The sequence below is a fragment of the Xanthomonas albilineans genome (genome assembly GCF_009931595.1).
GTDB lineage: Bacteria > Pseudomonadota > Gammaproteobacteria > Xanthomonadales > Xanthomonadaceae > Xanthomonas_A > Xanthomonas_A albilineans.
This window is the reverse complement of the sequence record NZ_CP046570.1, coordinates 1,135,958-1,150,469: the sequence shown is the minus strand read 5'-3', so window position 1 is coordinate 1,150,469 and position 14,512 is coordinate 1,135,958. Positions and strand designations below refer to the sequence as shown.

Annotated in this window: 1 protein-coding gene (only partly in view); it reads left to right on the top strand. The window is 64.1% G+C overall.

Annotated features, from left to right (window positions below; all coding sequences use genetic code 11):
• A protein-coding gene (locus XaFJ1_RS04985) for a non-ribosomal peptide synthase/polyketide synthase (protein ID WP_161525133.1) crosses the window boundary here: on the top strand, positions 1 to 14,512 show its 3' end. 20,876 nt of this gene lie to the left of the window's left edge; the window shows 14,512 of its 35,388 coding nt (coding positions 20,877–35,388); its start codon lies beyond the left edge, outside the window; it ends in the stop codon at positions 14,510 to 14,512.

Here is a 14,512-nt window from a genome sequence, read left to right as displayed (position 1 = left end):
TCAGTTGGCGCATTACCTGCGCGCATTGGGTGTGCGTCCAGATGACCGTGTGGCAATCTGCATACAGCGCAGCGTCGAGATGGTGGTGGCGCTGCTGGCGGTACTGAAAGCGGGTGGTGCGTATGTGCCGCTGGATCCGGCTTATCCGCCGGAGCGGCTGGCCTATATGCTCACGGATTGCGGCGCGACAGTGGTACTGACGGATACAGGCAGTCGCTACCTGGTCGAGGGTAGCCCCGCCTCGGATGTGATCGTCGATCTGCAAACCGACGGGGAACGTTGGGCATATTTGCCGAACCGCAACCCCGACCGCAACGCAAGTGATCTAACTGCACGTCATCTGGCCTATGTGATCTATACGTCTGGATCGACCGGTGTGCCGAAGGGGGCGATGAACGCACATCGCGGCGTCGTCAATCGCCTTGTGTGGATGCAGGACGCCTACAAGCTCGACCAATCCGAGATCGTTCTGCAAAAAACACCGATCAGTTTCGATGTCTCGGTGTGGGAGGTGTTCTGGCCCCTACTGAGCGGAGCGCGTGTGCAACTGGCGGAGCCAGAGGGGCATAAGGATCCGGTGTATCTGAAGGCATTGATCCGCGATGCGCACATCACCACGCTGCATTTCGTGCCGTCGATGCTACGGGCGTTGATCGAGCATGGCGATCATGCGCCATTCCCAGAGATCAGGCGTGTCATCTGCAGTGGTGAGGCATTGCCCCCAACGCTTGCAGAGCGTGCGCAGGCGACTTTCCCAGCGGCCGGGATTTTCAATCTTTATGGACCGACAGAAGCGGCAGTGGATGTCACGGCGTGGCGCTACCACGTGGGATGGGGACATGCCAGCAACCTTCCGATCGGCCGCCCGATCGCGAACACGCAGATTTACATCCTGGATTCACACGGCGCGCCAGTGCCGATCGGGGTGGTCGGTGAGTTGTATATCGGCGGCGATGGTGTAGGCCGAGGGTATTTGAACCGAGACGATTTGACTGCCGAGCGTTTTATTGCCGATCCATTCTCCGAAACAGCCAATGCGCGGATGTACCGCAGCGGTGATCTAGCACGCTGGCGTGCCGATGGCACGATCGAGTTTTTGGGCCGCAACGATCACCAGGTCAAGATCCGTGGTTTCCGCATCGAATTGGGCGAGATCGAAGCACGGCTGAGCGCACATGCAGAGGTGCGCGAGTGCGTAGTGGTGGCGCTGGAGGATGCGACAGGCACGGGCAAACGGCTGGTGGCGTACTGGGTTGGCGCCGAAGGGGTGAGGTCCGATAGCGTGGATGCGGATGCTTTGCGCAGCTGGCTAACGGATGTACTGCCGGATTACATGGTACCGGCGGCTTACGTACAACTGGATCGGCTGCCGCTGACGCCAAATGGCAAGCTGGATCGTAAGGCATTGCCAGCACCGGACGTCACGGCGTATGCGGCGCATGCGTATGAAGCACCCCAGGGCGAAATCGAACAAACCATCGCCGCAATCTGGCGCGAATTACTGGGTCTGGAAAACATCGGACGGCACGACAACTTCTTCGCCCTCGGTGGGCACTCGCTGCTCGGCGTGCGCCTGATCTCGCGCATCCGCAGCGCGCTGGGATTGGAACTGCCGCTGGCCACCTTGTTCGCCCAGCCGCGTCTGGTCGATCTGGCCCAGGCCCTGGACAACACCGACGCCAGCACCCTGCCGGCGATCGTACCAGCCGACCGCGATGCGCCATTGCCGCTGTCCTACGCCCAGCAGCGACTGTGGTTCCTAGAGCAGCTCGATCAACGTGCTGCACGCGCGTACCTGCTCGCCGGCGGCGTGGACCTGCACGGCGTGCTGAACCTGTCCGCGTTGCAACAAGCCCTGGATCGCATCGTCGCCCGCCACGAAGCCCTGCGCACCTGTTTCGTCGCCAACGACGATGGCGCCACACAGGTAATTGCGCCGGCCAACGTCGGCTTTGCGCTGGAGTGCATCGATCTGCGGCAAACAGCAGACCCCCACGCCGACGCCCAACTCCACGCCGAACAGGAAACCAACACGCCCTTCGAACTGAGCCGTGGTCCGCTGATCCGTGGTCGCCTGCTGCAGCTGGCCGAGCAGCAACATCGCCTGCTGGTGACCATGCACCACATCGTTTCGGATGGCTGGTCGATGGCGTTGCTGGTGCAGGAACTGAGCGCGCTGTACGCCGCCTTCGTGCAAGGCCAACCCGATCCCTTGCCACCGTTGCCGATCCAATATCCCGATTACGCCATGTGGCAACGCCGCTGGCTCGATGGGCCACTGCTGCAACGTCAACTTGGCTTCTGGCGTGAGCACCTGCATGACGCGCCGGCACTGTTGGAACTGCCTACCGACCATCCGCGTCCAGCAGTGCAGGACTATCGTGGCGACCATGTCGACATCGTCATCGATGCCGAACTCACCGACGCCCTGCGTGCCCTGAGCCAACGCCATGGCACCACCGTGTTCATGACCGTGCTGGCCGGCTGGGCCGTGCTGTTGTCGCGACTGTCGGGTCAAGACCAGGTGGTGATCGGCGCGCCCGTCGCCAATCGCACCCGCAGCGAACTCGAAGCGCTGATCGGGTTCTTCGTCAATGCCCAGGCACTGCGCATCGATCTACGCGGCGCGCCGACCGTCGCCGACTTGCTGGCGCAGGTACGCAGCACCGCACTGGCCGCGCAGGATCACCAGGACGTGCCATTCGAAAAGGTGATCGAAACGCTCAACCCGGAACGGAGTTTGTCCGCACAGCCGGTCTTCCAGGTCGTGCTCACTTGGCAGAACGTGCCTGATGCCGAGTTGGTCCTGCCCGACATTCGGTTGCAGCCCATCCCCGCACAGGCCGGCGATGCCAAGTTCGATCTGGAGTTCTCGCTGCACGAGCAGCAGGATCGTATCGTCGGCAGCCTGGGGTATGCCACGGCGTTGTTCGAGCGCAGCACCATCGAACACCATCTAGCGCAGTTCGTGACCCTGTTGCGCGGCATGGTCGCCGACGCGCATGTCCGTGTCGCGCAATTGCCGCTGTTGCCCGCCGCCGAACGCACGCAATTGCATCGCTTCACCGTCACCGAGACCGCACCGCTCACGCCGGCCACCTGCATCCACCACCTGTTCCAAGCACAGGTGCAGCACACCCCCGATGCCATCGCGGTGAGCGAAGGACAACGCACTCTGCGCTATGCCGAACTGGATGCACGCGCCAATCGGCTCGCCCAGCGTCTACGCCGTTCCGGTGTCGGCCTGGAGAGTCGAGTCGCCCTGTACCTGCCGCGCAGCATCGAGCAAGTGGTCGCGGTGCTTGCCACGCTCAAGGCCGGCGCGGCGTATGTGCCGCTGGATCCGGAACTGCCCAGCGAACGCCTGGCCTTCCTGCTGGAGGACAGCCGCCCGCGCGCAGTGCTGACCTGCACCGATCTGCAGGATCATCTCCCAGCCAGTCGCGCCATGTTGCGCGTCAGCGTGCTGACCCTGGACGACATTGCCGATAGACAACACGATGATCCCGGCGCGCCGGATGTTCCCGGCCTGTGTCCGGACAATCTGGCCTACGTCATCTACACCTCCGGTTCCACCGGCCAACCCAAGGGCACCTTGCTCACGCATGCGGGTGCCGCGCATTACCTGCAATGGGCCATCGAAACCTATCGGCCGCAGCCCAGCGCGGTGGTGTCCTCGTCGCTGTCCTTCGACGCCACGCTGACCAGTCTGCTCGCTCCGTTGCTGTGCGGTGCGCAGGTCGAACTGCTGCCCGACCACGACACCCTCGACGCCCTGCGGCAACGCCTGTGCGATCCGACTCCGTTGGGCATGGTCAAGCTCACACCGGCGCATCTGGAAGTGCTGGGCCAGCAATTGGCCGACCATCCAACACCGCTGAACCCGGCGGTGATGGTGATCGGTGGCGAAGCGCTGCCGCCCGCTACGCTGGCCCGTTGGCAAGCCCTCGCGCCCCATACCCGGCTGATCAACGAATACGGCCCGACCGAGACCGTAGTCGGTTGTTCCGTCCACACGACCACCGCTGACGATGCACATGCGTCTAACGGACGCGTGCCGATCGGTCAACCGATTGCGCATCTGCGTCTGTACGTGCTCGATGCCTATGGACAACACGCGCCGATGGGCGTGGCTGGAGAGCTACATATCGCCGGGCCACAGCTGGCGCGCGGGTATCTGGGCCGTGCCGATCTGACCGCCGAACGCTTCGTGCCCGATCCGTTCGCCGAACAGCCCGGCCAACGCATGTACCGCAGTGGCGATATCGCCTGCTGGCGTGCGGACGGCACGCTGGAGTATCTCGGCCGCAACGACGACCAGGTCAAACTACGCGGGTTCCGCATCGAGCTGGGCGAAATCGCCGCCGCGCTACGCGCCTGCGCGGGCGTGCAGGATGCCGTCGTGTTGCTGCGCGAGGACCACCCGGGCGAACCGCGATTGGTGGCCTATCTGGTCGGCGATGTCGATGGTATTGCCCTCAGCCCGGAGGCCGTGCGTACCCAACTCGACGTGTGCCTGCCCGACTACATGTTGCCCACCGCTTACGTGCAACTGGAAACGCTGCCGTTGACCGCCAACGGCAAGCTGGATCGCAAGGCGTTACCGGCACCGGATGCAGCGGCTTATGCGGCGCATGCGTATGAAGCACCACAGGGTGCGATCGAACAGACCATTGCCGCGATCTGGAGTGACCTACTGGGTCTAGAGACGATCGGTCGGCACGACAACTTCTTTGCGCTTGGCGGGCATTCGTTGCTGGCGGTGACACTGACCGAGCGCATGCGACAACAAGGTCTGCGGGCCGACTTGCGCACCTTGTTCGCCACGCCGACGCTTGCTGCATTGGCGGCTGCGAGCGATGCCGTATCGGTCAATGTTCCGCCCAACCAGATTGCGTCCGACAGCGCGGTGATCACGCCGGAGATGCTGCCGCTGGTGACACTCACGCAGGAACAGATCGACAGCATCGTCGCGATAATCCCGGGCGGCTCTGCCAATCTCCAGGACATCTATCCGCTGGCTCCCTTGCAGGAAGGCATTTTCTTCCATCACCTGCTACAGCGCCAAGGCGATGCCTATCTGCAACCGAACCTGATCGCCTTCGACAGCCGTTCGCGTCTGGACGGATTTATCGATGCCTTGCAACGTGTGATCGATCGTCACGACATCCTGCGCACGGCGGTGGCGTGGGAAGGACTGGCCGCCCCCGTGCAAGTGGTGTGGCGCCGCGCCACGCTGGTGATCGAGCACCTCTGCCTGGATGAGGCCGATGGCGAGGTGGCCGCACAGTTGCAGTCGCGCTTCGACCCACGGCACTGGCGTCTGGACGTGCGTCAGGCGCCGCTGATGCGTGGCGTGGCGGCACAGGATCCGGCCAATGGCCGTTGGTTGTTGCAGTTGCTCTGCCATCACCTTGCCCTGGATCACACCACACTGGAAATCGTGCTGGAAGAAGTCCGCTGCCACTTGGGTGGTGACGCCGACAGCTTGCCGGCGCCGCTACCGTTCCGCAATTTTGTGGCACAAGCGCTGTTGGGCGTGAGTCGCGAGGAGCATGAAGCGTATTTCCGGGCAATGCTGAGCGATGTGGAGGAGCCCTGTGCACCGTTTGGCGTGGTCAATGTACAAGGCGATGGAGCGGACGTGGAAGAGGCACGGCTTGAATTGCCGGATCCGCTGTCGGCATTGCTGCGCGACCAGGCACGCGTACTTGGCGTGAGTGCGGCCAGCCTGTTCCATCTGGCCTGGGCGCAGGTGGTGGCGCGCGCCACGGGGTGTGAGACGGTTGTGTTCGGCACGGTGCTGTTTGGCCGCATGCAGGGCGGGACGGGGGCCGACCGTGCACTGGGGGTGTTCATCAACACGTTGCCGCTACGGATCGAAATTGATAGATCCAACGTGGTGGAAAGTGTACGCATGGTGCAACAGCGTCTTGCCGGGCTGTTGCGGCATGAACATGCGCCGCTATCGCTGGCGCAACGGTGCAGCGGTGTTCCTGCGCCAGCGCCGTTGTTCACTTCGCTGCTCAATTACCGGCATGGCGTCCAGGCAGAAGATGCTGCCGAGGCGATGGCCTGGGAGGGAATTCAGACGCTGTCAATTCAGACGCGGACGAATTATCCGCTTACCGTTTCCATCGATGATGTTGGATCGGGTTTTACAGTGAATGTGCAGTCGCAGCACCCACTGGTCCCGGGACGGATAGGCGCGTTCCTGATGCAGGCGCTGGCAGGGCTCGTTGATGCGCTTGTCCATGCACCGGAGACGGGGGTGCGCGATCTCGACGTGCTGCCTGAGGCCGAGCGTCAGCAGGTGTTGACGCAGTGGAATGCGACAGCAGTTGATTATCCACGCGATGCCTGTGTGCACGAACTGTTCGAATCACAAGTGGCGCGAACACCATCAGCCATCGCACTGGTGCAGGGCGAGGTGTCGCTGACGTATGGCGAGTTGAACGCACGGGCGAATCGGCTGGCCCATTACCTGTGCGCATTGGGCGTGCGCCCGGACGACCGGGTGGCAATCTGCCTGGAACGCGGCATCACCGCCATCGTGGCCATGCTCGGCGTCCTCAAAGCCGGCGCCGCCTATCTTTCGCTCGATCCGGCCTTGCCTGACAGGCGTCTGCACGATCTGCTGGACGACTGCCGCGCCTGCGCCGTCGTCGTCGACCAGACGCTGCCTGCCGCGTTGCGCGATGGACTGACGCAACCGACGATCGCCTTGGCCAATCTCGCGATCACGCCGGAGTCCGCGCGTAATCCCGAAATCGCAGGACTGGGGCCGCAGCATCTGGCCTATGTGATGTACACCTCCGGCTCCACTGGCCGGCCCAAAGCGGTCATGATCCCCCACCAGGGTCTTGTCGGCTACACCGCAGCACTGACCGAACGCTGTGCCCTGCAAGCAGGCGATATCTCACTGGTTTTCACTTCGCTGCATTTCGATCTGGCCCTGACCGGCGTCTATCCTCCACTGCTGTGCGGGGCCACCGTGCAGTTGTGCGCGCACGACAGTACACCGGCGCAGTGGGCGCATGCACTGCGGCAGGGGCGCGGCATCGCTCCGCTCAAACTCACCCCTTCCCATCTGGCGCTGTTGCAGCAGGAACTTGGCGATACTCCGCTGGACGGGTGCGTGCGGGTGCTGGTGCTCGGTGGCGAGGCGTTGTCAGCCGATGCCGTGCGCTGGTGGCGTGCGCGTTCGCCCAGCACGCAGATCTTCAACCACTACGGCCCGACGGAAACCACGGTGGGCTGCCTCATGCACGGGCTGGGTGAGGATGAGGAGCGCATCCCGCTAGGACGCCCGCTCACCGGCGTGCGCGTCTACGTTCTCGATGCGCATGCGCAGCTGTGCCCACATGGCGTAGCGGGCGAACTCTATATCGCCGGCGCGCAGCTGGCGCGCGGATATCTCGGTCGTGCGGATCTGACTGCCGAACGCTTCGTGCCCGATCCGTTCGCCGAACACCCTGGTGCACGGATGTACCGCAGCGGCGATCTGGCGCGTTGGCGTGTCGACGGCACGCTCGATTATCTCGGTCGCAACGACAATCAGGTCAAATTGCGCGGATTCCGCATCGAACTGGGCGAAATCGCTGCCGCGCTGCGTACCTGCACCAGTGTGCAGGATGCCGTGGTGTTGCTGCGCGAGGACACACCAGGCGAGCCGCGATTGGTGGCCTATGTAATTAGCGATGCCGATGCGCACAACGCGCAGAGCCTGCGCAGCCAGTTGGCCAATCGCCTACCCGAGGTGATGCTGCCGAATGCCTATGTGCATCTGGAAACGTTCCCGCTGACCCCCAACGGCAAGCTGGATCGCAAGGCATTGCCCGCACCGGACGCCGACGCGCTGGCGACGCAAGCCTACCTCGCCCCAGAAGGCGAACGGGAAACACAACTGGCCGATCTCTACCGCGAGCTGCTCGGCGTCGAACAGGTCGGAGGTCACGACAACTTCTTCGCCCTCGGTGGTCACTCGCTGCTCGGTGTGCGGCTGATCTCGCGTATCCGCAGCACGCTCGGCCTGGAACTGCCGCTGGCCACCTTGTTCGCCCAGCCGCGTCTGGCCGATCTGGCCCAGGCCCTGGACAACGTCGCCACCAGCACCCTGCCAGCCATCGTGCAGACCGAGCGCAACGCGCCGCTGCCGCTGTCCTTTGCACAGCAACGGCTTTGGTTCTTGCAGCAACTCGACGAACGCGCCGGACTGGCCTACCTGATGCCCGGCGGCGTGGACCTGCACGGCGTGCTGAACCTGTCCGCGCTGCAACAAGCCTTGGATCGCATCGTCGCCCGCCACGAAGCTCTGCGCACCTGTTTCGTCGCCAACGACGATGGCGCCACACAGGTGATTGCACCGGCCAACGTCGGCTTTGCACTGGAGTGCATCGATCTGCGGCAAACAGCAGACCCCCACGCCGACGCCCAACTCCACGCCGAACAAGAAACCAACACGCCCTTCGACCTGAGTCGTGGTCCGTTGATCCGTGGTCGCCTGTTGCAGCTGGCCGAGCAGCAACATCGCCTGCTGGTGACCATGCACCACATCGTTTCGGATGGCTGGTCGATGGCGTTGCTGGTGCAGGAACTGAGCGCGCTGTACGCCGCCTTCGTGCAAGGTCAACCCGATCCGCTGCCGCCGCTGCCGATCCAATATCCCGATTACGCCGTATGGCAACGCCGCTGGCTCGATGGGCCGCTGCTGCAACGTCAACTTGGCTTCTGGCGTGAGCACCTGCATGGCGCGCCAGCACTGCTGGAACTGCCCACCGACCATCCGCGTCCAGCATTGCAGGACTATCGTGGCGACAGTGTCGACATCGTCATCGATGCCGAACTCACCGACGCCCTGCGTGCCCTGAGCCAACGCCATGGCACCACCGTGTTCATGACCGTGCTGGCCGGCTGGGCCGTGCTGTTGTCACGACTGTCGGGTCAAGACCAGGTGGTGATCGGCGCACCCGTCGCCAATCGCACCCGCAGCGAACTCGAAGCGCTGATCGGGTTCTTCGTCAATGCCCAGGCACTGCGCATCGATCTACGCGGCGCGCCGACCGTCGCCGACTTGCTGGCGCATGTACGCAGCACCGCACTGGCCGCGCAGGATCACCAGGACGTGCCATTCGAAAAGGTGATCGAAACGCTCAACCCGGAACGGAGTTTGTCCGCACAGCCGGTCTTCCAGGTCGTGCTCACCTGGCAGAACGTGCCTGATGCCGAGTTGGTCCTGCCCGAGATTCGGTTGCAGCCCATCCCGGCACAGGCCGGCGATGCCAAGTTCGATCTGGAGTTCTCGCTGCACGAGCAGCAGGATCGTATCGTCGGCAGCCTGGGGTATGCCACGGCGTTGTTCGAGCGCAGTACTATCGAACGCCATCTGGCCCAGTTCGTGACCCTGTTGCGCGGCATGGTCGCCAACGCGCATGTCCGTGTCGCGCAATTGCCACTGTTGCCCGCCGCCGAACGCACGCAATTGCAGCGCTTCACCGTCACCGAGACCGCACCGCTCACGCCGGCCACCTGCATCCACCACCTGTTCCAAGCACAGGTGCGGCGCACCCCCGATGCCATCGCGGTGCGCGAGGGTACACACACCCTGCGCTACGCCGAACTGGATGCACGGGCCAATCGACTCGCTCAGCGTCTACGCCGCTCCGGTGTCGGCCTGGAGAGCCGAGTCGCTTTGTACCTGCCACGCAGCATCGAGCAAGTGGTCGCGGTGCTCGCCACGCTCAAGGCCGGCGCCGCGTATGTGCCGCTGGATCCGGAACTACCAAGCGAACGCCTGGCCTTCCTGCTGCAAGACAGTCGCCCGCATGCGGCACTGACCTGCAGCGACCTGCGCACACAATTGCAGTCCAACTCTGGCCTACACACGGTCAGCGTTTTGATCCTAGACGACATTGCCGATACACAACACGATGATCCCGGCGCACCGGATATCCCCGGCCTGTGTCCGGACAATCTGGCCTATGTCATCTACACCTCCGGTTCCACCGGCCAACCCAAGGGCACCTTGCTCACGCATGCGGGTACCGCGCATTACCTGCAATGGGCCATCGCGACCTATCGGCCAACTCCCAGCGCGGTGGTGTCCTCGTCGCTGTCCTTCGATGCCACGCTGACCAGCCTGCTCGCCCCGTTGCTGTGCGGTGCGCAGGTCGAACTGCTGCCCGACCACGACACCCTCGATGCCCTGCGGCAACGCCTGTGCGATCCGACTCCGTTGGGCATGGTCAAGCTCACTCCGGCGCATCTGGAAGTGTTGGGTCAGCAATTGGCCGACCATCCAACACCGCTGAACCCGGCGGTGATGGTGATCGGCGGCGAAGCGCTGCCGCCCGCCACGCTGGCGCGTTGGCAAGCCCTCGCGCCCCATACCCGGCTGATCAACGAATACGGCCCGACCGAGACCGTGGTCGGTTGTGCGGTCCACACGACCACCGCTGACGATGCACATGCGTCCAACGGACGCGTGCCGATCGGTCAACCGATTGCGCATCTGCGTCTGTACGTGCTCGATGCCTACGGACAACACGCGCCGATTGGCGTGGCTGGAGAGCTACATATCGCCGGGCCACAGCTGGCGCGCGGGTATCTTGGCCGCCCCGATCTGACCGCCGAACGTTTCGTCCCCGACCCGTTCGCCGAACAGCCCGGCCAACGCATGTACCGCAGTGGCGATATCGCCTGCTGGCGTCCCGACGGCACGCTCGATTATGTCGGCCGCAACGACGACCAGGTCAAACTACGCGGGTTCCGCATCGAACTGGGCGAAATCGCCGCCGCGCTACGCGCCTGCGCGGGCGTGCAGGATGCCGTCGTGTTGCTGCGCGAGGACCACCCGGGCGAACCGCGATTGGTGGCCTATGTGGTTGGCGATGCCGACGTGCACAGCGCCGAGCGCCTGCGCAGTCAATTGGCCAATCGCCTGCCCGAGGCGATGTTGCCGACGGCCTATGTGCACCTGGAAACGCTCCCGTTGACTGCCAATGGCAAGCTGGATCGTCGCACCCTGCCAGCGCCGGACGCCGACGCGCGCGTAATGCAAGCATATGTGGCGCCCGAAGGCGAACGAGAAACACAACTGGCCGACCTTTGGCGCGAGTTGCTGGGTGTCGAACAGGTCGGTCGCCACGACAACTTCTTCGCCCTCGGTGGACATTCGTTGCTGGGCGTGCGGCTGATCTCGCGCATCCGCAGCGCGCTGGGATTGGAACTGCCGCTGGCCACGTTGTTCGCCCAGCCACGTCTGGCCGAATTGGCCCAGGCGCTGGACAACGCCGCCACCAGCAAGCTGCCGTCCATCGTGACAACCGACCGTAGCGCGCCATTGCCACTGTCCTTCGCGCAGCAACGGCTGTGGTTCTTGAACCAGCTCGACCCACGCACCGGCACCACGTACCTGATGCATGGCGGCGTGCGCCTGAGCGGCATGCTGCATGTCCCGGCGTTGCGCCGTGCATTGGATCGCATCGTCGCCCGCCACGATGCCTTGCGCACACGCTTTTCAAGCGTGGACGACGTCCCATGCCAGATCGTCGCGGCGCCATTTGCATTGGATTTGCACTTGATCGACTTGAGCAAAAAGCCAGATGCGGAAGCCGCCGCGCGTGCGCATGCACACGCCGAAGTCAGTACCGGTTTCGACATCGCCAACGGGCCACTGATTCGTGGCCGCCTGCTGCGCCTAGCCGAACACGAGCATGTGCTGCTGCTGAGCATGCATCACATCATCTCCGATGGATGGTCCATCGGCGTGCTGATCGAGGAACTAGGCATTTTGTATACGGCGTTCGTCAGCGATGCGCTCGATCCACTGCCGCCATTGCCGATCCAATACGCGGACTACGCCGCCTGGCAACGTCGCTGGGTCGATGGCGAGCAACAACAGCGCCAACTGGAGTATTGGTGCGCCCAGTTGCGCAATGCCCCAGCGGTGCTGGAATTGCCGACGGATCGTCCACGCCCGCCAGTACAGGACACGGCTGGCGACGATGTGGAACTGGTACTGGACGAAGCCCTGAGCATGCGTGTGCATGCCTTGGCCCTGGAGCAAGGCACCACGAGCTTCGCGCTTCTGCTGTCGGCGTGGGCCGTGCTGTTGACGCGCTACAGCGGCCAAACCGACCTGGTGATCGGCACACCGTCGGCCGGCCGTCACCGCAGCGAACTGGAACCGCTGATCGGCTTCTTCGTCAACACCTTGCCACTGCGCATCGACCTGTCGGCTCGACCAAGCTTCGTGGCATTGCTGGAGCAGGTTCAAAGCAACCTGCTGGCGGCGCAGGCCAACGAGAATATCCCTTACGAGCGCATCATCGAAGCGGTACGCCCAGTGCGCAGCCTGGCGCATGCACCGTTGTGCCAAGCGATGTTCTCGTCCGATACCACGCCGTCCCGCGCCCTCGATCTGCCAGAGCTGCAACTGCGCGCCTACCCGAACGACCATCGCGTCGCCCAATTCGACCTGTCGCTGGACATGCAGATTGCACCCTCGCGGATCGGCGGCATGCTGCGTTACGCCACGGCACTGTTCGATCGCAGCACCATGCAGGGTTATCTGGCGCATTACGCACGCTTGCTGGCCGCACTGGTCGATGCACCGACATTAGCGGTGGACCGACACCCGCTACTGGATGCGACGCAATGGCACTTGCTGCAGCAATGGAACCGCACGACATCCCCGTTGCAGGCACCAACGACGCTGCACAGCGCGTTTCAGGCGCAAGCCCGCCGCACACCGGACGCGGTCGCCGTCATCGACGGCACGCAGCACCTGTGTTATGCCGAACTGGACGCGTACAGCGACAGGATTGCACAACAATTAGTGCAGGCCGGCGTAAGCCCGGGCGCATGCGTGGCGACGCTGCTGCCGCGCAGTGCCGCGCTGGTGGCCGCGCAACTCGGCATCCTCAAGGCGGGCGCGGCGTATGTGCCGTTGGATCCGCAGCAACCGGCGGCCAGACACGCCCAGTTGGCCGATGTCTGTCAAGCACGCGCCATCGTGCACGCGCCCAGCGAGGCGCCACCATGGGCGAACGCGCCCTGTCTGCCGATCGTTCTGGACACAATGGCGGCTCTACCGTTCGCGGCGCCGCCGCTACCGGCCTGCGCGCCAGCCTATGTCATGTACACCTCCGGCTCGAGCGGTACGCCCAAAGGTGTAATGGTTCCGCATCAAGGCGTCCTCAACCTGGTGCGCGATCCTGACTACGCCAGCTGGCAGGCGAACGACCGCTTCGCGTTCGCGTCCAACCCGGCCTTCGACTCCAGCACGCTGGAAGTGTGGGCGCCGTTGTTGAGCGGTGGCAGCGTGGTCGTCGTGCCCCAGGAAGTGATGCTCGACCCGAGTGCACTGGCCGACTTCGCCCGCCACCACGCCATCACCGTGCTGATCCTGGTCGCCGGCGTGCTGCGTGCCTATGCGAGCGAACTGGCGCGCGAATTGCCGACGTTGCGCTATCTGATCACCGGTGGTGACATCGCCGATCCACAGGCGCTCGCCACACTACTGCGTGACACTCCACCACAAACCTTGCTGCAAACCTACGGCCCGACCGAAACCACGCAGTTCGTCACCGCCCTGGCGTTGACCGACGTGGCTGACGATGGCCGGCGCATTCCGATCGGCAAACCGATCGGCAATCTGCGTGTGCATGTCCTCGACCGACATCGTCAAGCATTGCCGGTGGGGATGCAGGGCGAGCTGCATATCGCCGGCCTGGGCCTGGCGCTGGGTTATCTACGGCAACCAGGGCTGACCGCCGAACACTTCGTCCCCGACCCCTTCAGCGAGGAACCGGGAGCACGCATGTACCGAACCGGCGACCTGGGCCGCTGGCGCGCCGACGGTCTGCTCGAATGCCTGGGCCGAGGCGATGCGCAGAGCAAGATCCGCGGATTCCGGCTGGAACCCGGCGAGATCGAGGCAGCGCTGCAGCGCCATCCCGAGGTCAGTCAAGCGCTGGTGCGCGTGCGCGAGGACGTGCCCGGGCAACGCCGTCTGGTGGCGTATGTGATCGGCACCCACGCCGATGCCACATCGACGCCCGATCCGAGCGCACTGCGTCGCCACCTGGCCGCCACATTGCCCGAGTACATGTTGCCGGATGCCTACGTGGGCATGCAGGCCTGGCCACTGACCCCCAACGGCAAGGTGGATGTGCGTGCGTTAGCCATCCCCGACGACGCCCAGCGTGGCATCGCCGAGGTCGAACCACCCCAGGGCGAGAGCGAATGTGCACTGGCGCAGATCTGGTGCGAATTGCTCGGTGTCGGCAACGTCAACCGGCACGACAATTTCTTCGACATCGGCGGCCATTCGCTACTGGCAGTGCAACTGACCACGCGCATTCAAGCCAGACTCGGACGCCGACTGCCACTGTCGCGACTCTTCGCCGAGCCCACACTCGCACGCATGGCCGCGGCGATGGCCGACAGCAACGTCGCGTCCAGCGCCCCGATCGCCGCATTGGTGGACCGTAGCCGTTACTACGAATGA